The sequence below is a fragment of the Hydrogenophaga sp. ANAO-22 genome (assembly GCF_042466645.1).
GTDB lineage: Bacteria > Pseudomonadota > Gammaproteobacteria > Burkholderiales > Burkholderiaceae_C > Hydrogenophaga.
Genome location: NZ_CP159956.1, coordinates 17,016 through 39,643 on the forward strand (window position 1 = coordinate 17,016; position 22,628 = coordinate 39,643).

At 68.1% G+C, this 22,628-nt stretch carries 22 protein-coding genes; 13 read left to right on the top strand and 9 right to left on the bottom strand.

Translation table 11 applies throughout. From position 1 onward, the window contains the following. Positions 1–249 precede the first annotated feature (249 nt). Complete coding sequence (locus ABSY19_RS00090; RefSeq protein WP_382157933.1) at positions 250–1,341, top strand: DNA-binding protein; 1,092 nt, start codon at positions 250–252, stop codon at positions 1,339–1,341. Positions 1,342–1,359: 18 nt separating this feature from the next. On the opposite strand, the gene ABSY19_RS00095 is transcribed toward ABSY19_RS00090, so the two are convergent. Continuing rightward, a complete protein-coding gene (locus tag ABSY19_RS00095) occupies positions 1,360–2,385 on the bottom strand; it encodes a phosphopantetheine-binding protein (protein WP_382157935.1) in 1,026 nt (341 codons plus the stop codon). Positions 2,386–2,550: 165 nt separating this feature from the next. Between ABSY19_RS00095 and ABSY19_RS00100 the strand changes: the two genes are divergently transcribed. Both ABSY19_RS00100 and ABSY19_RS00105 read left to right on the top strand, forming a co-directional pair. Beyond that, positions 2,551–3,363 carry an alpha/beta fold hydrolase gene (locus tag ABSY19_RS00100; RefSeq protein WP_382157937.1) on the top strand — a complete coding sequence of 271 codons (813 nt, stop codon included), beginning with the start codon at positions 2,551–2,553 and terminating at the stop codon, positions 3,361–3,363. 19 nt (positions 3,364–3,382) lie between these two features. After that, positions 3,383–4,426, top strand: coding sequence for a leucyl aminopeptidase (locus ABSY19_RS00105; RefSeq protein WP_382157939.1), 1,044 nt, complete (start codon positions 3,383–3,385; stop codon positions 4,424–4,426). 21 nt (positions 4,427–4,447) lie between these two features. Here ABSY19_RS00105 and ABSY19_RS00110 read toward each other — a convergent pair whose 3' ends face one another. Beyond that, complete coding sequence (locus ABSY19_RS00110) at positions 4,448–5,206, bottom strand: IclR family transcriptional regulator (RefSeq protein WP_382157941.1); 759 nt, start codon at positions 5,204–5,206, stop codon at positions 4,448–4,450. 141 nt (positions 5,207–5,347) lie between these two features. Between ABSY19_RS00110 and ABSY19_RS00115 the strand changes: the two genes are divergently transcribed. The 7 genes from ABSY19_RS00115 to ABSY19_RS00145 are packed head-to-tail and all read left to right on the top strand — an operon-like array spanning position 5,348 to position 12,701. Beyond that, entirely contained in the window at positions 5,348–6,319 is a 972-nt protein-coding gene (locus tag ABSY19_RS00115) for a Bug family tripartite tricarboxylate transporter substrate binding protein (protein WP_382157943.1), read from the top strand. A gap of 11 nt (positions 6,320–6,330) precedes the next feature. Next, a complete protein-coding gene (locus ABSY19_RS00120; protein WP_382157945.1) occupies positions 6,331–8,634 on the top strand; it encodes a xanthine dehydrogenase family protein molybdopterin-binding subunit in 2,304 nt (767 codons plus the stop codon). A 9-nt stretch (positions 8,635–8,643) separates the two neighbouring features. Next, positions 8,644–9,396 carry a CoxG family protein gene (locus tag ABSY19_RS00125; protein WP_382157947.1) on the top strand — a complete coding sequence of 251 codons (753 nt, stop codon included), beginning with the start codon at positions 8,644–8,646 and terminating at the stop codon, positions 9,394–9,396. Continuing rightward, positions 9,396–10,259 carry an FAD binding domain-containing protein gene (locus ABSY19_RS00130; protein WP_382157949.1) on the top strand — a complete coding sequence of 288 codons (864 nt, stop codon included), beginning with the start codon at positions 9,396–9,398 and terminating at the stop codon, positions 10,257–10,259. Before ABSY19_RS00125 ends, ABSY19_RS00130 begins: the two co-directional genes overlap by 1 nt. Further along, positions 10,256–10,771 (top strand): (2Fe-2S)-binding protein, encoded by a 516-nt coding sequence (locus ABSY19_RS00135; protein ID WP_382157951.1) that lies wholly within the window; start codon positions 10,256–10,258, stop codon positions 10,769–10,771. Before ABSY19_RS00130 ends, ABSY19_RS00135 begins: the two co-directional genes overlap by 4 nt. Beyond that, positions 10,768–11,988 (top strand): FAD-dependent oxidoreductase, encoded by a 1,221-nt coding sequence (locus tag ABSY19_RS00140; RefSeq protein WP_382157954.1) that lies wholly within the window; start codon positions 10,768–10,770, stop codon positions 11,986–11,988. Before ABSY19_RS00135 ends, ABSY19_RS00140 begins: the two co-directional genes overlap by 4 nt. A gap of 2 nt (positions 11,989–11,990) precedes the next feature. Further along, the gene (locus ABSY19_RS00145; RefSeq protein WP_382157956.1) at positions 11,991–12,701 is read left to right on the top strand and encodes an isochorismatase family protein; all 711 of its coding nucleotides are present in this window, start codon (positions 11,991–11,993) and stop codon (positions 12,699–12,701) included. Between the two features lie 21 nt (positions 12,702–12,722). Here ABSY19_RS00145 and ABSY19_RS00150 read toward each other — a convergent pair whose 3' ends face one another. From ABSY19_RS00150 to ABSY19_RS00170, 5 genes are all read right to left on the bottom strand, one after another. Then, positions 12,723–13,430, bottom strand: coding sequence for a 2OG-Fe(II) oxygenase (locus tag ABSY19_RS00150; RefSeq protein ID WP_382157958.1), 708 nt, complete (start codon positions 13,428–13,430; stop codon positions 12,723–12,725). Positions 13,431–13,442: 12 nt separating this feature from the next. Beyond that, the gene (gene ada, locus ABSY19_RS00155; protein ID WP_382157960.1) at positions 13,443–14,507 is read right to left on the bottom strand and encodes a bifunctional DNA-binding transcriptional regulator/O6-methylguanine-DNA methyltransferase Ada; all 1,065 of its coding nucleotides are present in this window, start codon (positions 14,505–14,507) and stop codon (positions 13,443–13,445) included. Positions 14,508–14,532: 25 nt separating this feature from the next. After that, positions 14,533–15,183: a DNA oxidative demethylase AlkB gene (alkB, locus tag ABSY19_RS00160; protein ID WP_382157962.1), complete on the bottom strand. Its 651-nt coding sequence runs from the start codon at positions 15,181–15,183 to the stop codon at positions 14,533–14,535. Positions 15,184–15,185: 2 nt separating this feature from the next. Further along, the gene (locus tag ABSY19_RS00165; RefSeq protein ID WP_382163980.1) at positions 15,186–15,848 is read right to left on the bottom strand and encodes a 2OG-Fe(II) oxygenase; all 663 of its coding nucleotides are present in this window, start codon (positions 15,846–15,848) and stop codon (positions 15,186–15,188) included. 203 nt (positions 15,849–16,051) lie between these two features. Continuing rightward, on the bottom strand, positions 16,052–16,732 hold the full coding sequence (locus ABSY19_RS00170) for a GntR family transcriptional regulator (protein WP_382157964.1): 681 nt from the start codon (positions 16,730–16,732) through the stop codon (positions 16,052–16,054). An 84-nt stretch (positions 16,733–16,816) separates the two neighbouring features. On the opposite strand from ABSY19_RS00170, the gene ABSY19_RS00175 reads away from it, so the two are divergent. From ABSY19_RS00175 to ABSY19_RS00185, 3 genes are read left to right on the top strand one after another with little or no spacing between them, the layout of a single operon-like run. Beyond that, a complete protein-coding gene (locus ABSY19_RS00175) occupies positions 16,817–17,674 on the top strand; it encodes a fumarylacetoacetate hydrolase family protein (protein ID WP_382157966.1) in 858 nt (285 codons plus the stop codon). Continuing rightward, positions 17,674–18,522 carry a polysaccharide deacetylase family protein gene (locus ABSY19_RS00180; RefSeq protein ID WP_382157968.1) on the top strand — a complete coding sequence of 283 codons (849 nt, stop codon included), beginning with the start codon at positions 17,674–17,676 and terminating at the stop codon, positions 18,520–18,522. The genes ABSY19_RS00175 and ABSY19_RS00180 overlap by 1 nt, the downstream gene beginning before the upstream one ends. Positions 18,523–18,564: 42 nt before the next feature. After that, the gene (locus ABSY19_RS00185) at positions 18,565–19,551 is read left to right on the top strand and encodes a tripartite tricarboxylate transporter substrate binding protein (protein WP_382157971.1); all 987 of its coding nucleotides are present in this window, start codon (positions 18,565–18,567) and stop codon (positions 19,549–19,551) included. On the opposite strand, the gene ABSY19_RS00190 is transcribed toward ABSY19_RS00185, so the two are convergent. Next, a complete protein-coding gene (locus ABSY19_RS00190; protein ID WP_382157973.1) occupies positions 19,552–20,502 on the bottom strand; it encodes a fumarylacetoacetate hydrolase family protein in 951 nt (316 codons plus the stop codon). After that, positions 20,499–22,619, bottom strand: coding sequence for an acetate--CoA ligase family protein (locus ABSY19_RS00195; protein ID WP_382157975.1), 2,121 nt, complete (start codon positions 22,617–22,619; stop codon positions 20,499–20,501). The genes ABSY19_RS00190 and ABSY19_RS00195 overlap by 4 nt, the downstream gene beginning before the upstream one ends. Between the last annotated feature and the right edge of the window lie 9 nt (positions 22,620–22,628).

Here is a 22,628-nt window from a genome sequence, read left to right on the forward strand (position 1 = left end):
TAGACATATTTCCGTCAACCCACGTCGCCAGGCTGGGGGCCGCAGGGCTGATTTTTTCGCTAACGTCTACAAGGGCCGATCTACGCCCACGCATACCAGGGCGCAGGCCGGATCAGCGCAAAACTGGCGTCACATTGGATAATCTCCCATTACCCAATGTGAGATGTAGATAACCCCTCAATTCATGAGGTCCTAAAATAGTATGTAATATCATGGTACATACCGTAGTACGAAAAAAGAGGTTAAGCCATGGCCAGAGCCGGGATCTACAAATCTGAAGTGCTGCGCGCACGCGATAAATTGCGGGCCACGGGGCGCAACCCGTCCATCGATGCGGTGCGCGAAGAGCTGGGTACCGGCTCCAAGAGCACAATCCATCGCTACCTGAAGGAGATCGAGGAAGAGGAAGGTGGGGCCACCGGCACCCGAGTAGCCATCAGCGAGGCGATCCAGGATCTGGTGGGCCGCCTGGCCGAGCGCGTCAACGAGGAAGCGGAGGAGCGGGTCACTGCGGCGCAGGCCCGGCACGCCGAGCAGCTCGCGCAGCACGAGCAAGTCGCCGCGGCCCTGAAAACCGAAGCGCAGTCCACCCGCCAGCAACTGGAGCACACCCAGCGCTCCTTGGCCGAGGAAAAGACCGCTCACGGCAAAACCAGCGAAGCGCTGAGCCACAAGACCCTGGAATGCACGCAGCTCACGCAGCAGGTGGTCGACCTGCAGGAGCGGCTCGCGGCCGAAGAACGCCATCGCCAATCCCTGGAAGAAAAGCACCAACATGCGCGCCAGGCGCTGGAGCATTTCCGGCAATCCAGCAAGGAGCAGCGCGACCAGGACCAGCGCAAGCAGGAGCAGCAGGTGCAGTACCTGCAGGCCGAGGTGCGCACCGTGAACGAGACCTTGACTACCAAGCAGCAGGAAGGCGTGCACGCCCTTCAGGATAACGCGCGCCTGCTGGGCGATCTGTCGCGTGCCCAGGGTGATTTGCATCAGGTCAGGGAAGAGGCGCGGGGCCTGCGGCCGCTAAAGGATGAACTGGGGTTTGCGCAAAGGCGTATAGAGGAGTTGGGTCGGCGCCTGGTGGAGCAGGATGCAGCGGTCCAGCAGCTCAGCACTTCGAATGAGCAGTTGCAGGCCAAGGTCGACGAGTTGCTCACCGCGAAGCAGCAGCTGGAACTGGCGCTGGCGACGGCCAGGTCCAGCGTCACCGCGCAAGAGCAGGTCGTGGCCAGCATGCTGGAGCGGCTGACTGCGATGCCGGTCGAGCCCGATTTGGCTACTGTGAAGGATGTCGAAGTGGGCGGGAGGAAAATGACAAAAAATCCCACCGTGACAGGGACTTAGGTCTGTTTCTGCTGAGTTTTACATGAATCCCTGCCGACCCTCATCCTGGACCCATCGATCGAGATCGGCTTCGTGGTCCTCGCCCAGCGATTCCCCACTGGCGTGGTAGTCGAACCGAAGGCAGGCCACGTCGGCGCGCGCCAGGCGATCGGCCAGCACGCAGAAAAAACGATGAATGCGCACCGCTTCCTGGCCGAAGGGATTGCAGAAGAGCACGGCGCGAGGGCGCGCACCGCGCACGCCACTGGGATGGAAGACGCCGTAAAGGGACGACGCAGGATGACCAAAGCGCAGGGTGGTCATGCCCTCCCCGTTCTCGGCGTGCGACCCGGCCTGCACGTCGACCGCAGGGGAAGCGTCGGGCGCGGCACCGGCCGATTCGATCGCGATGCCAGCGGCGATCTGGCTGAGCGATTCAAAGATCAGGCGGCTGATCGCGATCTTCTCGCCGGTGATGTGCTGCATCCCCTGGACGGCGCGCAGGGCGAGCAGCGAATGGCCGCCGAGGTTGAAGAAGTTGTCGTTGCGCCCGACCCGCTCGATGTTCAGCAGGCGCGCCCAGACGGCGGCGATCGCCAGCTCGGTGGCGTTCGCTGGCACGGCAAAGCCCATATGGGTCGCGCGCTGGTCTTCCAGTTCGAGGCGTTGGCCGCGCACCACGACCGGGCGGTCCACCATGGCGCGTTGCACCGCGTCGACGCGCGCGGCCTCGGTGGCCGCGGGCGGGCTGCCTTCGTTGGTGGGGACGACCGGGGCCGCGGACGCAAGGGTAGGCACGACCATGGGCGCCACGCTGCCCGACAGCAGTGCCAGCTGCTGCGCCATCAACTGAATCTGCTGCTGGATCAGCTGGTGAACCGGGCTGCCGCCCTGGACCGCAGGCACGAGCACCTGCGCCATGCGCATGGCCTCACTGGCGATCTCCGCGACCGGCTGGCCGGCCGCGTCGCGGAAGACCCGTTGGAGTTCGGCTTCGAAGTGGGGGTGCGGATCATGAGGATGGTGGACAGCTCGGGAATCGGTCGCAAGGGTGAGGGGCAGCACTGCGCTCGGCGCATCGGGTGAACGGGGCAAACGGGGTGCCCGGCAGGCGCCGTGAGCACGAGGCCAGAGCGGGATGCCTGTTGCCATGTTCAATTGTTCTGTTTGACAAAACGATATTCTTTCAAGCAGAATTGAATGCCGTACAAATCATGCATCGGAAAGCCCATGAGCCCCGCAAGCGGCGGACACGTCAGAGCCAACGGTATCCGCCAGCACTACCTGCACTTTCCGGGTGAAGGGCGACCTGTCGTCATCGTGCCCGGCATCGTGAGCCCCGCCGTGCTCTGGACCCACGTGGCTGAGCGGCTGGCGCCGCGTTTCGACTGCCACGTGCTGGACGTGCGAGGTCGCGGTCTTTCCGAGTCCGGCCCGCACCTGGACTATGGCGTGGGTGCGTGCGCACAGGATTTGATTGCTTTCGTGGAAGCGCTCGGCCTGACGCCAGAACCCATCGTCATAGGCCACTCGATGGGCGCGCGCATCGCTTTGCGGGCCGCCGCACTGGCCGCCGGGCGGCTGCATTCCCTGGTCCTTCTGGACCCACCCACCAGCGGCCCTGGCCGCCGCCCCTACCCCGTGCCGCTGGCGCGCACGCTGGCGCTGCTGCATGCAGCGCAGCGCGGTGAAGCGGCCGCGGCATTGCGCGCGAGCACGGCGACGCCCTGGCCCGAAGCGCTGCAGCAACTGCGTGCCGAGTGGCTGTCCACCTGCGATGAGCGCGCCGTCTTCGTCGCCAGCGAGGATTTCCATGGTCAGGACATGTTCGCCGACCTCGCCCGAAGCGACCTGCCCATCACGCTGATCTGCGCAGGCGAAGGCGGTGTGGTCGCCGACGCCGATGTGGACGACATGCGCAGCCGGCGCCCCGAACTTCACGCCGTGCGCCTCGAGGGCGTCGGTCACCAGATGCAGGCCGAGAGCCCGGAGGCTTTCTGCCGCTTGCTCTGTGAAACCCTGGAACGCCACGATCGATCGTGATCACAAGGAGAGAACATTGATGTTGGATGTCGAAATGCTGGAGCTGTTCACGCGCGAGCTCACACTTTGCGCGGTCAAGCCCGGTGAAACCGTCGTGGTGCTGACGGCGGAGGACGAATGGAAGGACCACGCCCAGGCCTTCATGGCGGCGGCGGAAGCCTTGGGTGCCAGCACCTTCAACCTCAACGTTCGGCGGGGGCAGCGCAACGCGGTCGGGGTTCAAGGCCGTCACCCCCTGGTGGGCAACGCCCTGGCGATGCAAACGCTGAAGTCGGCCAGCATGGTGATCGACATGGTGGGTCTGCTGTTCTCGCGCGAGCAAGCCGAGATCCAGGCCGCGGGCGTGCGCATTCTGCGTGTGATGGAGCCGTTTCACGTGCTCAAACAGATGTTTCCCACGGAAGACCTGGCGCGCCGCGTGGAGCACGCCAAGGGCCTGCTGGAAAAGGCCACGCGCATGCGCATCACGTCGGATGCGGGGACCGATGTCACGTACCACCTGGGGCAATACCCCGTGATTTCGGAGTACGGCTATACCCACGAGTCTGGCCGCTGGGACCATTTCCCTTCGGGCTTTGCATTCACGCAGGGCAACGACGGCGCGGTGGACGGCCGCGTGGTGCTGCAGCCGGGCGACATCCTGTGCGCGTTCAAGCAGTATGTGCAGTCCCCGGTCACGCTGGAGATTCGCCAGGGGATGGTGGTGGACATCCAGGGCGACGGCATGGACGCGCAATTGATCAAGAGCTACATCGACAGCTTCCACGATTCCCGCGCCTATGCCGTCTCCCACATCGGCTGGGGATTGAACGAGAAGGCGCGCTGGTACCAGTTCTCCGTGACTCGCCAGTTGCCGCTGGAGCATGTGATGAACGCGCTGTCCTTCTACGGCAACGTGCTGTTCTCGCTGGGCCCGAATCTTGAGCTCGGTGGCACCAACGACACCGCCTGCCACCTCGATCTTCCGCTGCGCCGCTGCAGCCTGTGGCTGGACGACGTTCAGATCCTGAGCGAAGGCGACGTCATCCATCCTGCGATGCGCGTCGACAGCGGCGGGGCCTGACGGGGCCCCGCGCGGACAGGTTCAAGGGGCCGGCCGGGAGATCATGTTGATCGACTCGGCCCGGTCCAGCAGGGTCGAGTCGCCGCCCAGGCGGCGCGTCAGCTCCGATGCCGCCTTGAGCAGGGCCTGCGACATGCCGGGCACGAGGTCGATGGAAAAGCGCATGGCCGGTCCGGAGATGGCCAAGGCGCCGCGCAGGCTGCCCTGGGGCCCGAAGACCGGCGCGGCAATGGCCGCGATGTCGGGCTCGCGCTCACCCACGGTCGCGATCAAGGGCTGAGACGGGAACTGGGACGGATCCACCAGCGCGCGGTCGAAGCCGGCCAGCACACGGCCCGCGGCCCCTTTGTCCAGCGGCAGCAAATCACCGGTGTGCACGTGGTCGCGAACAGAGCGCGAAGAATCCACGCGGAACAGGCACACGCGCAGCGATCCTTCTCGGGTGAAGAACGATGCACCCTCGCCGGTTTCCTGAGCGAGCCGGCGCAGGATGGGCGGCACATGGTCGTCCAGGCGAAGCGCCGCCTGGTACAGACCACCCCAGTGCAGCAGCATGGAGCCGAGCTGGTAGCTGCCGTCGTCCAGTCGCACGATGCAGTGCTCCTGCACCAGCGTGGCGATCAGCCTCAGGATCGTGCTCTTGTACATCCCCGTGCGCCGCGCGAGTTCGTTCAGCGGCAGCGAAGCGTCGCCCGGTTGAAAGGCATTGAGGATGGCGAATGCGCGCTCGACAGCAGCGACACCACCCGGCTTCGGATCACTCTCTGGGTCTTTGGTCATGAACGAGCAAGGGGATTGGCAAACATTCTGCTTGACATTATGCCGTGCTGCTGTACAAAATGAGGTTCTCTTCAGCAGAACGATGTTCCTTCAAACAGAATATCGAAGACTTCTTGGCCTCAACCTTTCAGGAGTTTCCGCATGTCCCCATGGAAAAAAATCGCGCTGGCCCTCTGTGGTGCCGGCCTCGCCCTCGCCGCCACGGGCGTTCAAGCCCAGGCATACCCCAACAAGCTCATCACGATCGTGGCGCCCTACCCGCCCGGCGGCGCCACCGACCTGTATGCGCGTTCGGTGGCCAACGGCCTGGCCGAGTGGGGCCAGCCCACGGTGGTCGACAACAAGGCGGGGGCGTCCGGCATGATCGGCGCGGACCATGTGTCTCGTCAGCCGGCCGACGGCCACACGCTGCTGATCGGCGCGTCGTCGATGTTCTCCGTGCTCCCCCAGCTGAACGAGCGGATGAAAGAGGTCTCGCAACGCGTTGAGCCGATTTCGCTGCTCGGCCTGAACCCCTCGTATGTCGTGGTGCCCACCACGCTGCCGGTGGACACCATCCAGGATCTGATCGCCTATCTCAAGGCCAACCCCGGCAAGTTCGGCTACGGCTCGGCCGGCAAAGGCACCTCGCAGCACGTGTTCATGGAGCTGTTCAAGCAGCGCGCCGGCGTCGACACGTTCAGCGTTCACTACAAGGGCAGCGGCCCCATGGTGGTGGACTTGATCAGTGGCCGCACCGTGATGGCCATCGAACAAGGCCCGGCGGTGCTCGGCCACATCAAGTCCGGCAAGCTCAAGGCGCTGGCGGTGACCACCGCCAGGCGCGCCCAGGCCTTGCCCAACGTGCCCACCCTGGCCGAAACGGTGCTCCCCGGCTTCGAGGCGGTGACGTGGTTTGCCCTCTACGGTCCCTCCGGCATGCCCAAGAGCGTGGTCGCCAAGCTGGTGCCGCAAATCGCGAAGACCATGGCTTCGGCCGAAGTCAAGGAGCGCTTGCACGCCGTCGGCGTCGAACCCGCCTCCAGCTCGCCGGAGGAACTGAGCAAGCGCCAGTCGAGCGAGACGACGATGTGGAAAGAGGTGATCACGCGCGCCGACATCACGCTGGATTGATTCACGCCGCCATGCACGCCCCCCTCCCTCTCACGCTTCACGAAGAACCCCGCGCCGACTACCTGCAGAAGGTCACCGGCACGGCGGTCTACGCCAGTGACGTGGAAGTGCCCGGCATGCTGCACGGGAAGATCCTGCGCAGCACCGTGCCCCACGCGCGCATCCGCCGCATCGACGTCAGCGCTGCCTTGGCGATGCCCGGCGTGGTGGCGGTGCTCACCGGCGACGATCTGAAGGACCTGCCCGGCACCGAGATCCGTTGGGGTCTGTCGCTGCGCGATCGGCCCGTGATCGCGCTGGACAAGGTCCGCTATGTGGGCGATCCGGTGGCCGCCGTGGCGGCGGTGGATGAAGGCACGGCGGAGGAAGCGCTCGACGCCATCACCGTCGACTACGACACCCTGCCCTATGCCACCACCGCGCAGGAGGCCATGGCAGCAGGTGCGGCGCTGGTGCATGACGACATGGACCGGCTCAAGGACTATTACTTCCGCGGCGAAGCAGCGCCCGTGGAGGGCACCAACATCTTCCAGCAATGGCAGTACGCCTGCGGGGATGTCGACCAGGCCTTTTCGAGCGCGGCGCGGGTTTTTGAAGACACCTTCACCTTCCCCATGGTGTTCCACTACGCGATGGAACCCCATGTATGCGTGGCGCACTGGAAACCCGGATCGCTGGAGATCTGGAGCGGGGGCCAGACGCCCACCGCCATTCAGCGCGTGTGTTCCGAAATTCTCGGCGTGCCGCTGGCCTGCGTGCGCGTGCACTCGCCCTATGTCGGCGGCGGCTTCGGCGGCAAGGCCTCCGTGAAGATCGACCCCTTGGTGGCCGCCTTGTCGTGGAAGGCGCGCGCGCCGGTGCGCGTGTGCCTCACCATCGCCGAGTCCATGCTGACCTGCCGCCGACTCGATGCCGAGATTTCGCTCAAGACCGCGGTCGACGGCACGGGCCGCATCGTGGCCAAGTCGATCCGCGCCGTTCTCAATGGCGGGGCCTACGCCGACACGGGCCCGGCCATTGCCATCAAGGCGGCCATCCGCGCCATCGGGCCGTACCACATCCCGAACCTGCGGCTCGAGGCCGTCGGGGTGTACACCAACACCGTGCCCGGCGCGGCGTTCCGATCCATCGGCGGGCCGCAGGCGGTGTGGGCCACCGAGTCGCAGATGGACATCATGGCCTCGGCGCTCGGTCGCGATCCGGTCGAATTCCGCCTGGCCAACATGGCCGACAAGGGCCAGACGATCAAGCCCGACCTGCGCCCGCTGGATGTCGACATGCGCAACTCGCTGCGCAAAGCCGTGGCCGCGCTCGAGAGCCTGCCGGAGCCCACGGACGCGCGCCGCCGCGGCCGAGGCGTGGCGGTGGGGGTGAGCGATCCCGGCATCGTCCCGGTCGGCGGCGCCATCGTGCGCTTGCGTGCCGACGGCTCGATCAACGTGTCGGCCAACACCGTGGAGATCGGCCAGGGCAGTCGAGGCGTGCTGCGCATCATCGCGCACAAGGCACTCGGGCAGCCGCTGCGCAGGATCGCCGTGGCCGAGCCGGACACGCTTCAGGCGCCCTACGACTGGGGCACCGGCGCCAGCCGTTCGACGGTCATCATCGGCCTGGCCGTGCAGATGGCCTGCGAAGACATCGTGCGCCAGGTGCAGGAAACGGCCGCCCAGGTGCTGGGCGGATCGCCGCAGGCGTACCAGCTGGGCGAGGGTTGCGTTGAAGGGCCGGGCGGACCGCTGTCCATCCTCGACCTGCTGCGCCGCTTCAACGGCATGGCCGCTGGTGAGTTTCTGGGCGTGGGCCGCGTGAACTCGAACACCCACAACGGCGATTTCAAGCTCGCGCCCCTGTTCTGGGAAACCGGCGCGGGCGCCTGCGAGATCGAGGTCGACGAAGGCACCGGCGCCATCCGAGTGATGCGCGTGGGTGGCGCGGCCGATCTGGGGCATGTGATCAACCGGAAAGCGGCCGAAGGCCAGGATGAAGGCGCCATGGTCATGGGCCTGGGACACACGCTGTCCGAAGAGTACGTCTACGAGGACGGCCAGGTCGTCAACGGCACCCTGTTCGACTACAAGGTCCCGACGATGGAAGACGCGCCGCGGCACGTGGGCACCACGCTGATCGAAAGCGGCGACGGCCCCGGGCCCTTCGGCGCGCGCGGCGGCGGCGAAGGCGCCATCCTTCCGGTGGCCCCAGCCGTGGCCAACGCGCTCTTCCAAGGCTGGGGCGTGCGCATCAAGGAGCTGCCGCTGACGCCGGAGCGCGTCTGGCGCGCACTGCAGGCCGCCAAGGCCGAAACCAACAACCAATGAGAGACCTGCATGGATTTCAAGATCGACGCCACCCTGCCCGCGACGGCCGCTCAACTCTGGGCCATCTTCTTTGATGTGCAGCGTGTCGCCGGGTTGATCCCCGGCTGCGAGAACGTCACCGAGGTCGAGCCGCTCAAGGAATTCTCCGCGGTGATGAAGCAGAAGATCGGCCCGTTCAAACTCGAGGTGCCCACGCGCATCGTTCTCGAATCGCACACCCTGGAAAAGCACGTCGAGCTCAGCGCCAGCGGTCGCGACAAATTCACCGGCACCACGATCGACGTGCGCATGAAGGTGGATCTGGAAGAGCTGAGTGACACGCAGCCGCGCCAATGCCGGCTCGCGGTGGACGCGCAGATGCAGGTGGCGGGCCGATTGGCCGCGCTGGGTTACCCGGTCGTGAAAAAGCGATCCGACGAGTTGTTCGCCGAATTCGAGCAACGCCTGCGCGACGAGCTGGTGTCATTCGGGGTCGCTCGGGCACCCTCCGCGGCCCAGGCGCCTGCGGCAAGCGCCCACAAGCCCGAAGCGCGAACCGCCGTCGCACCGCGACCCGGTGCGGCACCGGCCGCGCCGACCGCGGCGACACGGACCCGGCCGCGCCGCGTCGAACTGGTGCTGGTCTGGCCCCGCGTGGGCGTGAGCGTCGGGGTCGCTTTTGCGGTGGCGCATGTCGCGCACCTGCTGGGCCAGGCACCCTGGTGGTGGCTGGTGGCGCCCCTGCTGGGCGTGGCGGCCGGACTGGGTCGGAAGGAGGACTGATGCGCCCCGCCCGTTTCGAACTTCATCGCCCCACGAGCCTGGAGGACGCCCTGGCGTTCAAGGCCGTGTACGGCGATGAATCCACGTTTCACGCCGGCGGCACGGAGCTGCTGGTGGCGCTGAAGGCGCGCGTGCTGCACTACGACCACGTGATCGACCTCAAGCAAGTGCCGGAGCTGCGCCGCATCCACCTGCGCGAGGACGGCACGCTGGTGATCGGCGCGCTCTCCACCCACCACGCGATCGCGCGCGATCCCCTGGTGCAGCGGCTCTTGCCGGGCTACGCCGAGCTGAGCGATAACGTGGCCAACATCCGGGTGCGCGTGGCCGGCACCCTGGGCGGGGTTCTGTGCTTCGCCGAACCGCATGCCGATGCCCCCACCATGCTGTGCGCGCTGGATGCGCGCATGGCGCTGGCGAGCCACGGATCGGCGCGAACCTTGCCGTCGCGCGACTTCCACCTGGGGGAGTTCACCACGGCGCGCGAGGAAAACGAAATCCTGGTGGCCATCGAAGTGCCCCCGCAGCCGCCCGGTGCGCGCTCGGCCTACCGCTGCTTCGGACACACCGAGCGCCCCGCCGTGGGCGTGGCCGCTGTCTGGTCCCGCGAAGGGCCGCAGCGCTTGTCGCTGTGGGCCGGCGCCATCACCGGTGTGCCCATCCCCCTGCCCGAGACGCAGGCCGCGGCGAACGCCCTCCCCGCCGACCTGCCGCCGACCGAAATCTGGAATCGCCTGGCGCCGGTGCTGGCCGCCGAAGCGGCCCGCATTCCTGCACACGACGATCTGCACGGCGGTGCGGACTACAAGCGCCATCTGGTCCAGGTGCTGGCCCAGCGCGCCATCGAGGCCTGCCTGACATGAACGATTCGAGTTCCCCCGAATTCCCCCTCACGCGCGTGGACATGACGCTCAACGGACGGCCGACCTCGGTCGACGTCGAGCCGCGCGACATGCTGATCGATGTGTTGCGCGACCGCTTGCGCCTCAAGGGCACCAAGCGTTCCTGCGACGTGCAGGTGTGCGGCGCCTGCACCGTGCTGGTGGACGGCCTGCCCGCCTCCAGCTGCACCACGCTGTGCAGCGATGTGCACGAGCGCAGTGTGACCACCATCGAAGGGGTCGCCGCCGGCGGGCGGCTGGACCCTGTGCAGCGGGCCTTCATCGCCCATGGCGCACTGCAATGCGGCTTCTGCACGCCGGGAATGATCCTGGCCGTGAAGTCGCTGCTCGCCGTCGACCCCCGGCCGACGGAGGACACCGTTCGACATTACCTGCGCGGCAACCTCTGCCGATGCACCGGCTACGTCAAGATCATCGAGGCCATTCTGGACCTCGCCCATAACCCAGAACGTTTTTCATCGGAGCAACAATGACAGACAAGGTACAAGGAAACCAGCGCCCCCACGTGATCATCGCGGGCGCTGGCATGGGCGGGCTCACGCTCGCCGTGGCGCTGCTGAAGATGGGCATGGATGTCGACGTCTACGAACAGTCGTCGGAGCTGCGCGAGGTGGGGGCCGGCTTGTGGATCTCGGCCAATGGAGGCAAGGTGCTCGACACGCTGGGCCTGAAGAAGACGGTCGAAGCCATCAACCTCCCGCCCCAGGACCGTGTCGTGCGCTATTGGAAGACCGGCGAAGAGCACTCGGTCTACAACCGCGATGCCCCCTCCTCCAAGGCCGATCACACGCTGATCCAGGTGCTGCGTGCCGAGCTGCAGCGCGTGCTGTTCGAGGCCGTGATCGCGCTCAAGCCGGATGCGGTGCACTTCGGTGTGCGCTCGCTGGGCGCGGACACGGTCGATGGCCGTGCGCGGCTGTTGCTCGACGGTGGAGGTTTCGTCGAGGGTGATGTGGTGGTCGGTTGCGACGGCGCGCATTCGCGCGTTCGCCAGTCCCTCTTCGGCGAGGCGCCGGCGCGCTACACCGGTGCCAATGCCTGGCGCGGCCTCGCGGCGATGTCGCGGCTCAAGCCGCAACACCGCAGGCCCCTGGCCTCGACCTGGGTCGGACCGACCGCGCACGTGACCACCTACCCTGTGCAGCGCAACGGCGAGCAGTTCGTGAGCTTCTCGGCCCAGGTCGACAGCGACCTGTGGCAGACCGAATCGTGGTCGGAGCGCGGCGAGCTCGCCGACGCGCTCAAGGATTTCGAGGGCTGGCACCAGGACATCCTGGACCTGTTCATCCAATCGGAGAACCTGTTCCGCTGGGGTCTCTTCGTGCGCGATCCGCTGGAGGCCTGGTCCAAGGGACACGTCACGCTGGTCGGCGACGCCTGCCACTCGATGACGCCTTACCTGGGCATGGGGGTCAACGTGACCATGGAAGACGCCTATGTGCTGGCGCGCTGCCTCTCCGAATCGCCAAATGACGTGGCGAGCGCACTGAAGCGCTACGACACCGCCCGTGTTTCGCGCGCCAACCAGACCAAGGCCAGTTCGCTCGACATGCTGCACGTGTTCCACAGCCCGGCGCTGGAAAGCATCGAGACCGCGCGCCCCTACATTCAGAAGGCCTGGGCGCCCCAGGCCGTGCGCGAGCGCTACGACTGGCTGGTGTCCTACGACGCGACCACGGTGGAGATCTGAAGATGAGCGCTGCAGATCCTCAAGCGCGCCCTTGGGACGGGGTCATCCCTCCTGAAGAGCAGGCCATCTACCGGCAGTCCGGCTGGGGCATGCCCAGCGGCATCGGACGACGACCGGCCCTGCTGGTGATTGATGTGCAATACCGATCCATGGGTGAACAGCCCTTGCCGATCCAGGAGGCCATTCTCACCTTGCCGACCAGCTGCGGTGAGTACGGCTGGCGGGCGGTGCCGCACATCGCGCGGCTGGTCGAGACGTTCCGCCAACTCAACGCGCCCATCCTGTATCCGTACGTGGCGCACAAGTCGGCGCACAACCGCGGCCAGTTCGAGACCAAGGTTCCCGGGGTGATGGACGTACCGGAGCAGGCGTATGCCTTCGTCGCCGAGGTCGCCCCCCGCGAAGGCGACATCACCATCCCGAAGTTCCAGGCCAGCGCTTTCCACGGCACGGCCCTCACGAGCTACCTGGTGAGCCTCGGCGTCGACACCGTCGTGGTCACCGGCTGCACCACCAGCGGCTGCGTGCGCGCCACGGTGGTGGACGCCTGCGCGCTCAACTTCAAGGTGGTCGTGCCGCAGGATGCCGTTTACGACCGCTCGCAAACCTCGCACGCGGTCAACCTGTTCGACATGGCGAGCAAGTACGCCGACGTGACACCCACGGACACCCTGGTCGACCTGCTGAAGAACAAGATCGAACGGCGCGGCTGATCGGCCGCCGGAGTCCCCGCTCTACGCGGCATCGTGGAACGACAACTCCAGACCGATGCGCTCCCCCTGGCGCACGCGGCCGATGGCGTGCTTGAGGTTGACCCGGTAGTGCCCCTTGCTTCCCTTGAACGGGCGCTGCGCCGTGGCGATGAGGGCCGCGTCCCCGAGCCCAAGCGGCAGCACCATCGGGCGCGACTGCATGCGGGGGCGTTGTTCCGTCATCACGAATTCGCCGCCCTGGAAATCGGTGCCCGGCTCGGACAGCAATGCCACGAGCTGCAACGGAAACACCTGTTCGCCGGCGTTGCGCTGGTGCAGCGGCACATGGTCTTCCACGCCAAGCCGGCTCAGGTAGGACTGCCCTCGCGCCTGACCCGCCTTGCGGTTGCGCCGCAGGAAATCGCCCAAGGTCGCGGGATAACGGTCGTCCATGCCCAGTGTGTCGTTCCAGCGATTGGCGATCACGGCCAGATGACCGTAGAACGCCGTGCGCCAGGCGTCCAGTGGCGCCGGCAGCGCCGCGTCGAAATAGAACACCTCGGCGTTGCCCGGATCGGCCCCGCGCCGCGATGCGCCCTCCCCGTCTGCCGCCGCCGGCATCCTCCGTGCCAGGCGCCGGGCGGCCTCGGCGCCCAGCAGGCCTGGCAACAGGCAACAGCCTTCGGCATCGAGCTGTGCGCCGATGCCGGCCCAGTCCAGGCGGTCGACGAGGGTGTCGGGTGACGTCATGAAAACCCCCTGTCACCCCTCGAGTTCACGGCGCAGCAACTCGCGCTTGCGGTCCACGCCCCAGCGGTAGCCGGCCAGTTCGCCATCGCGGCGCACGACGCGATGGCAGGGAATGGCCACGGCAATGGGGTTCGTCGCGCAGGCCTGCGCCACGGCGCGCACGGCCTTGGGTGCACCGATGCGCTGGGCGATCTCCGTGTAGCTCGCGGTCGTGCCCGGCGGGATCTCGCGCAGCGCACGCCAGACGCGTTCCTGGAAGGCCGTTCCCTGCACATCCAGAGGCAGGTGCAGGCCGACCGCCGGCGCTTCGATGAACCCCACCACCCGGGCGATCCAGTCTTCGAATTCACCGTCGCACCCGATGATCTCGGCCTTGGGGAACTGGTCTTGCAGGTCGCGCACCAGCCGCTCGGGGTCATCGCCCAGCAGGATCGCGCAGATGCCGCGCTGGCTCTGGGCCACCAGGATGGCGCCCAGCGAGCACTGGCCCACCGCGAAGCGGATGACGGCGCCGGCACCGCCTGCCCGGTAGTCGCGCGCGCGCATGCCCAGCAGATCGTCAGCGGCTTCATAGAACCGGCTGTTGGAATTGAAGCCCGCGCCATAGATGGCATCGGTGATCGAGGCCTGCGGGCTGCTCAGTTCCCCACGCAGCTTGCGGGCGCGGTAGGCCGAGCTGTACGCCTTGGGTGTCAGCCCGGTTTCGGCCTTGAACACGCGGTGGAAGTGGAACGGGCTCATGCCCACCTCCTGCGCCAGGTCATCGAGCGACGGAGGCGTCTGCGATGCCTCGATCACGCGGCAGGCGCGCGCCACCAGCGCGGCGCGCTCGGCCGCGGCGCTGGTCTGGTCGGCGCGGGCGCGGCGGCTGGGGCGGTAACCCGCGGCCTCGGCGGCTTTGGCGCTGTCGAAGAACTCGACGTTCTCGCGCTTGGGACTGCGCGCCATCGAACTCGGTGGGCAGTACACCCCGGTGGTGCGCACGGCGTAGACGAAATGGCCATCGGCGGCGACGTCCCGCGCCTGCACGGCGGCCCAGCGGGTGTCTTCGGTGTCGTAGGCAAGGGTCGTGTTCATGGCAGAAACTCGGTGTCGGCGGGTGTCATCCCGCTTTGCGGAAGGTGAGATTGAGGCGTTGGCTGCCGAGCAGCGCATGCCGCGCCTCCTTGAGCGGCATCACGCCGTGGTATCGCAGGCGATCGGCACCGCCCCACACCACCACATCGCCATGGTGCAGCGGCACCTTGAGCACGGGGTCGGTGCGCGCCTGGCCACCGAACAGGAACGTGGCCGACATGCCCAGCGACACGGAGACGATGGGCGCGGTGTCGTCGCGCTCGTTCCGGTCCTGGTGCAGCGAAAGCCGGCTGCCGGGCCGGTAGCGATTGACGAGGCAGGCATCGGGCTCGAAGCCGTCGAATCCCGCCGCGGCCGCCGCCTGGGTGGCCAGCCGGGCCAACACCGCCGGCATGGCCGGCCAGGGGGCGCCGGTGTCCGGATCGACCGCGCTGTAGCGGTAGCCGCGCCGGTCGGTGGTCCATCCCAGCGCGCCGCAGTTGGTCAATGCCACCGACATGGTGAAGCCACCGGGCGTCACCATGTGCCGGAACGGCGAGATGGCTTCGATGGCGTCGATGGCGGGCAGCAGCTCCCGCACGCACGGCAGGGCGAAGCCGCGCAACACCATCGCGGCGGGCCCCAGGCGCTGGCGCTCGTTTTGCGCCGTGCCCTCGAAAAGGTCGAGCGATGGCATGTTCACCTCGCGTCGTGAAAGATCAGGCCGACGGTGTGGCGCCGACCGCTGCGGACGCGGCTGACGCCGTGCTGCATGGCCAGCTTGCGGATGCCGCGCTGCCCCATCGCGGGCCGTTGATGGACGGTGAACACCGCCGCATCCCCTTGGCGCAGCCCGACGACCTCCGCGCGTTGGCCCCGGGTGGACAGCTCGGTCATGACGAACTCGCCGCCGGCGAAGTCCCGGCCCGGCTCCGAGAGCAGGATCGCCACCTGCAGCGGGAAGACGTGCTCGCCATACAGATCCTGGTGCAGGCAGTTGTAGTCGCCTTCGCCGTATTGAAGGATCAGCGGCGTGGGGCGGGTCTGGCCGGCCTGGTGGCACCGGTGAAGGAAATCATCCAGCTCGTCGGGGTATTGCACCGCGATCCCCAGCTGCCGGTTCCAGCGGTTGGCGATCGGTGCCAGCCGAGGGTACAGCGCATGGCGCAGCTGGTCGACCAGCGCCGGCAAGGGGTACTCGAAGTACTTGTATTCGCCGCGCCCGAATCCGTGGCGGGCCATGACGATCCGCGAGCGATAGCCCTTGTCCTGCGGGTAGAGCGCGGCCAGTGCCTCGCATTGCGCCGCCGTCAGGAGGCCAGGCAGCACGGCATGTCCCTGCGCGTCCAGCCGCTGCGCCATGCCTGCCCAGCCGCTGGCGTCGGGCTTCGCGGTGCTGTCGTCGGTGGAACAGAAAAGGGAACGGGTCTGCATGGCCATGGCGCTTGGTGTCGAAAGGGTGGAGTGAGTCTAGGAACCCGCCCTCTTCCCGACACTCCGCTCCTTGCGGTTGAATTCTTTTCCTGCCGTTCCCCCGCCGGTTCAGGTGCGCCGCCCGCCCCGGCCTAGGCGCTGGCGTCGAAGAAGATCCCCGCCGTGCGCCGGTAGTGCTCGGCCATGAGGCGCTGCGCCTCTTCCAGCTGCGAGCCCATCACCGCGTCGAAGATGGCGCGGTGCTCATCGAGCTCGTTGCGGCGCTTGTAGGCCTTGCGCGCCGCGAGCTGCCGGTAGCGATAGGCCTGGTCGTACAGCTGTTCGCAGAAGCCCAGCAACAGGGGGGAGCCGCAGCCTTCGAGCAGGGAGACGTGAAACGCCCGGTGAAGCCGCTCCCATTCCGGGTTCTCCTCGTAGTCGGCCTCGCCCACCGAGCGCGGCGTTCGCGACAGGCGGTGGAAGGCCAGCACCACCTTTTCCTCCCAGGCCGCCGAGCGCTTCGCGAAGGCCTGCGCCAGGGCCATCGACTCGACGGCGATGCGCGTGGACACCAGGTCGTCCAGCTGCGCCTGCGTGGCCTGCGCCACGCTGAAGCCGCGCTGGTCGCTGTGCACCACCCATTCCTCGCTGGCCAGGCGGTTGAGCGCCTCGCGCAGCGGGCTCGCGCCCACCTGGTAGTGCTCGCGCAATTCATGCATCAACAGCTTGCGGCCGGGTTGCCAGCGGCCGGACAGCACGTCAGCCCGCAGCCGGTCGTAGGTGGTGCGGGTCAGCGTGGGCGTCGAAATCTCGGGTGGGGCATCGGTCTGCATAGGGTTTTCACTTAATTATCGACAACAACAACGGTTGCATAATTTTTATCGACAAAACAACGTATCGAAGGATTTATCGACATCATGCCAAAGTTTGCGCGCATTGCAACGCTTGCGGGTGGGCCTGCCCATTGGGCCGTCCAGCAGGGCGACGACCTCATCGATCTGGGCCCCGCGCCAGCGGGTGACGACCCCGCCGCCTGGCTGCAACGGCTGGCGGGCGGCGCCAGTGCGGCGGCGCTGGCCCGTGGCGAACGCCTGGATGCCGCCCGCGTCCAGTGGCTCACGCCCGTGCCTCGGCCCGGCAAGGTGATCTGCCTGGGCCTGAACTACGCCGCCCACGCGGCCGAGGGCGGCAACGCGGCACCCGAGTACCCGGCCTTCTTCATGCGCGGCGCCACCTCGCTGATCGCGCACCAGGCGCCGCTGGTGCGGCCCCGCGTCTCCGACAAGCTGGACTTCGAGGCCGAACTGGCCGTGGTGATCGGGCAGCGCGCGCGCCACCTCACCGAGGCCAACGCGCTGCAGGCGGTCGCCGGTTACGCCTGCTTCAACGACGGCACGCTGCGCGACTACCAGCGCCGCACGCCGCAATGGACCATCGGCAAGAACTTCGACGGCACCGGCGCGTTCGGCCCCTGGCTGGTGCCCGCGGCTGACCTGCCGCCGGGCGCCACCGGGCTGAAGATCGAGTCGCGCCTGAACGGCCGCGTGATGCAGAGCGACAACACCGGCCACATGGTGGTGACGGTGGCCCAGGCGCTGGTGCTGCTCTCGGAAGTGCTCACGCTGGAGCCCGGCGACGTGATCGCCATGGGCACGCCGGCCGGCGTCGGTTATGCGCGCAAGCCCCCCGTGTGGATGCAGCCCGGCGACCGCATCGAGATCGAGATCGACGGCGTCGGCCTGCTGTCCAACCCCATTGCCCAGGAGAACCATTGATGGAACCCCGCGTGACCCGACTGCCCGACGACTTCCGCTGGCCCGGAGGCCGCCAGCTGGCCGTCATCTTCAACATCGCCTACGAAGCCTGGTCCGATGGCCAGGCGCCGGGCATCGGCCCCATGGGCAACGTGCTCAAGCCCGGCTTCTTCGACACCAACGCGCATTCGTGGGCCTCGTTCGGCCTGACGCGCGGCATCCACCGCCTGCTGGCCATCGCCGAAAAGCACGCCGTCAAGACCAGCATCATGGTCAACGGCGTGATCTGCGAGCGCGATCCGGCCACGGTGCGCCAGCTCGCCGAGTTGGGCCATGAGGTCATCAACCACTCGTGGGGCATGGACGTGATCCCGGTGTACTTCGACGAGGCCGGCGAGCGCGCCAACCTGCGGCGCAACCACGACCTGCTCACCAAGACGGCCGGCGTCGCGCCCACGGGCTGGATCAGCCCGCGCGGCACGGGCAGCCCGATCAGCTCGCGCCTGCTGGCCGAGGCCGGTTACCTGCACCACGGCGACGTGAACGACGACGACCGCCCCTACGTGATGGATTTCGGCGGCCAGCGCATCGTCGGCATCCCGCTGACCATGGATGTGAACGACCTGCCCACCTGCATCCGCTACGGCCAGGGCCCGCGCCACATGCTCGACACCTTCGACGACACCTTCGCCGCGATGCGCGCCGAGCGCGCGCCGCTGATGCTGGACGTCACCGCGCACACGCACGTCATGGGCCGGCCGTCCGGCGCCTGGGTCTACGACGAAATCATGGCGCGCGTCAAAGCCGCGGACGACGTCTGGATCTGCACCCGGGAAGAAATGGCGCGCCATGTGCTGAAGACGGTCTGACGGCGCGCGCATCCCCCTCACAACAAAAGGAGACAAACCACCATGCAACGTCGATCCCTTGCGCGGACCCTGTTGGCGGCCGCCCTGCTGGCCGCCCCAGCGCTCGGCCTGGCCCAGCAGCCGGCCTCCCCTGCCCCCTGGCCCACCAAGCCGGTGCGCCTCGTCGTCGCCTTCGCGCCCGCGGGGCCGGCGGACATCATCGCCCGACTGCTGGGCCAGAAGCTGGGCGAGGTGTTCGGCCAGAGCGTGGTGGTGGACAACCGCCCGGGCGCGGGCGGCAGCGTGGCCTCGGCCCTGGTGGCGCGCGCCGAGCCCGATGGCTACACGCTGCTCATCAACACCAGCTCCTACGCGGTGAACCCGTCGATGCAGCGCAACCTCGGCTTCGACGCCGAGAAAGACCTGACGCTGGCCACCCTGGTCGCCTCCAGCCCGAACCTCATCGCGATCGCGCCTTCGCTCAAGCCGCGCAACCTCAAGGAGGTGATGGAAGAGGCCAAGGGCGGCACCTACAACTACGGCACCGCCGGCGCGGGCACCACGCCGCACCTGACGGCCGAGTACCTCTTCAAGGTGCTGGGCAAGGTGCCGGTCACGCACGTGCCGTTCCAGGGCGCGGGGCCGGCGCTCAACTCCATCATGGGCGCGCAGACCCAGCTGGCCAGCGTGGCGCTGCCGGCGGCCGTGGAGCTGGTCAAGTCCGGCCGGGTGCGCGGCCTGGTGGTGACCGGCTCCAAGCGCTCCGCCGCGCTGCCGGACGTGCCCACCGTGGCCGAGTCGGGCTTCCCCGGCTTCGAGGACGTGACCTGGGTCGGTGTGTTCGCGCCCGCCAGGACACCCGACGCCATCCTGCAGCGCGTCAACCGCGAGGTGGCGCGCCTGCAGCAGGACCCGGACTTCCTGGCCAGGCTCGCCGCCACCGGCTTCGAGCCCCTGGGCGGCAGCGTCGCCGAATCGCGCGACTACCTGCACAAGGAGCTGGCCAAGTGGGCCCGGGTGGTCAAGGAGACCGGCGCGCAGCCCAACTAGTCAGGACACGCCCGCCCCGGGGCGGGCCCGCACCCGGTTGGACAACTCGCCCAGGCCCTCGATGCGGCAGGTGACGACATCGCCGTCGGCCAGGAAGCAGCGCGGATTCATGGCGTAGCCCACGCCCGAGGGCGTGCCGGTGGCGATGACGTCGCCCGGTTCCAGCGTCAGGCCGGCCGACAGCGACTCGATGATGGCCGGGATCCTGAAGATCATGTCCGCGGTGCTGGCGTCCTGCCGGCGCTCGCCGTTCACGTCCAGCTGAATGCGCAGGGCGTGGGGGTCGGGAATCTGGCTGGCGTGCACGATCCATGGCCCCATCGGGCAAAAGGTGTCCAGCCCCTTGCCCTTGAACCACTGGTCGTGGCGGCGCTGCAGGTCGCGCGCGGTCACGTCGTTCACGATGGTGTAGCCAAAGACGTGCTTCCAGGCGTCCTTGGCCGGGATGTCGCGGCCGCCCCGGCCGATGACGAAGGCCAGTTCCACTTCGTAGTCCAGCCGCCGCGTGACCGCGCTGTCCAGCTCGATGTCGGTGTCCGGCCCGGTGATCGAGGTGGCGGGTTTGGTGAAGAACTGCGGCGCTTCGGGCAGGGGCGTGGCCTTGTCGCGCGAGGTGTTGTCCTCCTGGATGTGCTCGGCGTAGTTGCGCCCCAGGCAGAAGACGTTCTTGCGCGTGCGCGGAATCGGCGCGGCCAGGCGCAAGGCATCGGGCGCGATCCGCGCGGCGCCGAGCCCGGGCAAGGCCTGCGCGACCGCCTGGGCCACCTCGAGCGCCCGTTCATCCAGCGCGATCAGTTGCACGATGTCGGTGGTCGCGCCAGGCGCAAGCCACTTCAGTTGGCCTTCGCGCTGAAGCAGCGGCAAGGCCAGGTGCAGATCGACGATGGTGTCGTCGTCCAGCTTCAGGACGGTGTGGTGCTCGCCTTCGCGCAGCAGGGTGCCCAATCTCACGGGTGGTCTCCTTCGGTGGTCAGAACAATCAGGGCATCGAGCGCCACGGGTGCCGCGTCGCCGATGAGCAAGGGGTTGATTTCCATGGCCTGCAAGGTGGGGCCAAGGTTGGCGGTCAGGGTTTGCAGGCGCTCGAGCACCTCCACCAGGTCCTCCAGCGTGCTGGCGCGTGGCCATCGGGCGGCCGTCACGACGCGCCCGACGGTGCCCTTCAGGACGAAGGCCCGCATCGCCTCGCGGCTCGCCGGCATGCGCAGCAGCTGCACGTCGTCGATCGCTTCGGCGTACCGGCCGCCCAGGCCCATCAACAGGAAGCGACCCAGGGGGGCCTCGTGCACGACACCCACGATGAGCTCGAGTTCGCCCCGCATCATCTGCTGCGCGCAGACGTGGCCCGGCACCGGCAAGCCCGCCATCGCGCGCTCGATGCGCTCGAAGGCCTGCGCCACCTTGTCGGGCGTGTCCAGATGGAGCTGCACCAGCCCCACGTCCGACTTGTGTTCGATCCCGTCGACCACGCCCTTGAGCACGATGGGGGTGCCGCATTGCGCCGCGAAGGCCTTCGCCGCCGCGGCATCCGCCACGATGGCGCGCGCCACGCAGCGGATGCCGACCTCGGTGAACAAGCGCATGGCGGCGATTTCGTTGAGCGCGCGCGCCTGACCGGCGGCGCCCGCCGGCAGGGCACTCAGGTTCACCTCAGGGTCTGCCGGCCCGCGCGATCGCCGGTGGCGCGCGGCTTTCATGAAAGCCGCCAGGGCTTCCATGGCGCTGGCGCTGTCGGTGAAGACGGCCACGTCCTGGGACGCCAGCAGCGCCGCCTGCTCGGCGGGCAGCGTGCCCGGTGCGATGACCAGGTGCGGCTTTCCACTGCCGCGCCGGGCGTCGCCAATGGCGCGCGCGAAGGTTTCCCGGCCCACGGCCGACGGCAAGGTGTGCAGGAACGCGACCACGGCGTCCACCGGCCCATCGCCCGCCAGCAGGGCCGCCGTCGCGCCGCTGCTGGGCGTCCCGCCGACGCTGGTGACGTCCAGCGGGTTCAGCAGGCCGGGCGATCCCTTGATGCGGGTCAGGGCCTGGGTCGCCGCGTCGCTCAGGGCGGCGACCTCGAGTCCCTGGGCCACCGCCGCATCGGCGATCAGCGTGCCACCGCCGCCCGAGGCGGTGAGCACCCCCAGCCCGAGGCCTCGTGGCTGCCAACCGGGCGGCTGGCTCTGCACCAGGCGCGCGAAGGCCACCAGCGCCTCGACGGAACTCACCTGGGCCACGCCCGCGGCGTCCAGCAAGGCGCGGTAGGCGCGCGCGCTGCCCGCCAGGCGGCTCGAATGCGCATTGGTGGACGCCGCGCCCGCCTGTGTCATGCCCAGCTTGAGCACGGCCACCGGCTTGCCCGCGGCCTGGGCGCGCGCGGCGATGTCCAGGAAACGGGTGCCGTCGCGCAAGGCCTCCAGCACCAGCAGGATCACCTGCGTCTGCGGGTCGTTCACCAGGTACTCGAAGAAGTCGAGCATGTCCAGGTCCGCCTCGTTGCCCACCGCCACGAACTTGGACAGACCCACGCCACCCGTGTTCATGCGGGCGGACAAGGTGGAGAACAGCGCGCCGCTGTGCGAGACGATGGAGACCGGCCCTTCGGCGAGCACCTGCGCGTGCGCCGCGTTGTAGCCCAGCGAAAGGCGCTGGTGAGTGGCGTACAGGCCGTTGGTGTTGGGCCCGACGAAGCGGATGCCCCATTCCCGGGTGAGCGCCGTCAACGCGAGCTGGCGCGCGGCGCCCTCCTCGCCCGCCTCGGCGAAGCCCGTGGACGCGACCACGGCCGAGCCCACGCCGAGCTTGGCGCACTCCGTCGCCGCCTGCAGGGCCTGCGCACCGGGGACCACCAGGAACGCGACATCGGGCACGGCCGGCAGATCGGCCATGCGGGCGTAGCTGCGCAGGCCGGCCACTTCGTCGGCGCGCGCGTTGACCACGAAGATCTCGCCCGCGTACCCGCCGTGGCGCAGGTACTCCAGGGGTCTGTGGCTCAGCTTGAGCGGGTCGGCGGAAGCACCGACGATGGCGATGCTGCGCGGATTGAAAAGGCGTGGCGGCACGCCACCGGGTCTCGGTTGGGTCATCGGGTTCGG

Bases quoted from the DNA above. Each gene is read 5' to 3' on its own strand.
- ABSY19_RS00090 (WP_382157933.1), top strand. From the start codon at position 250: ATGGCCAGAGCCGGGATCTACAAATCTGAAGTGCTGCGCGCACGCGAT.
- ABSY19_RS00100 (WP_382157937.1), top strand. From the start codon at position 2,551: ATGAGCCCCGCAAGCGGCGGACACGTCAGAGCCAACGGTATCCGCCAG.
- ABSY19_RS00105 (WP_382157939.1), top strand. From the start codon at position 3,383: ATGTTGGATGTCGAAATGCTGGAGCTGTTCACGCGCGAGCTCACACTT.
- ABSY19_RS00110 (WP_382157941.1), bottom strand. From the start codon at position 5,206: ATGACCAAAGACCCAGAGAGTGATCCGAAGCCGGGTGGTGTCGCTGCT.
- ABSY19_RS00115 (WP_382157943.1), top strand. From the start codon at position 5,348: ATGTCCCCATGGAAAAAAATCGCGCTGGCCCTCTGTGGTGCCGGCCTC.
- ABSY19_RS00120 (WP_382157945.1), top strand. From the start codon at position 6,331: ATGCACGCCCCCCTCCCTCTCACGCTTCACGAAGAACCCCGCGCCGAC.
- ABSY19_RS00125 (WP_382157947.1), top strand. From the start codon at position 8,644: ATGGATTTCAAGATCGACGCCACCCTGCCCGCGACGGCCGCTCAACTC.
- ABSY19_RS00130 (WP_382157949.1), top strand. From the start codon at position 9,396: ATGCGCCCCGCCCGTTTCGAACTTCATCGCCCCACGAGCCTGGAGGAC.
- ABSY19_RS00135 (WP_382157951.1), top strand. From the start codon at position 10,256: ATGAACGATTCGAGTTCCCCCGAATTCCCCCTCACGCGCGTGGACATG.
- ABSY19_RS00140 (WP_382157954.1), top strand. From the start codon at position 10,768: ATGACAGACAAGGTACAAGGAAACCAGCGCCCCCACGTGATCATCGCG.
- ABSY19_RS00145 (WP_382157956.1), top strand. From the start codon at position 11,991: ATGAGCGCTGCAGATCCTCAAGCGCGCCCTTGGGACGGGGTCATCCCT.
- ABSY19_RS00150 (WP_382157958.1), bottom strand. From the start codon at position 13,430: ATGACGTCACCCGACACCCTCGTCGACCGCCTGGACTGGGCCGGCATC.
- ada (WP_382157960.1), bottom strand. From the start codon at position 14,507: ATGAACACGACCCTTGCCTACGACACCGAAGACACCCGCTGGGCCGCC.
- alkB (WP_382157962.1), bottom strand. From the start codon at position 15,183: ATGCCATCGCTCGACCTTTTCGAGGGCACGGCGCAAAACGAGCGCCAG.
- ABSY19_RS00165 (WP_382163980.1), bottom strand. From the start codon at position 15,848: ATGGCGCAGCGGCTGGACGCGCAGGGACATGCCGTGCTGCCTGGCCTC.
- ABSY19_RS00170 (WP_382157964.1), bottom strand. From the start codon at position 16,732: ATGCAGACCGATGCCCCACCCGAGATTTCGACGCCCACGCTGACCCGC.
- ABSY19_RS00175 (WP_382157966.1), top strand. From the start codon at position 16,817: ATGCCAAAGTTTGCGCGCATTGCAACGCTTGCGGGTGGGCCTGCCCAT.
- ABSY19_RS00180 (WP_382157968.1), top strand. From the start codon at position 17,674: ATGGAACCCCGCGTGACCCGACTGCCCGACGACTTCCGCTGGCCCGGA.
- ABSY19_RS00185 (WP_382157971.1), top strand. From the start codon at position 18,565: ATGCAACGTCGATCCCTTGCGCGGACCCTGTTGGCGGCCGCCCTGCTG.
- ABSY19_RS00195 (WP_382157975.1), bottom strand. From the start codon at position 22,619: ATGACCCAACCGAGACCCGGTGGCGTGCCGCCACGCCTTTTCAATCCG.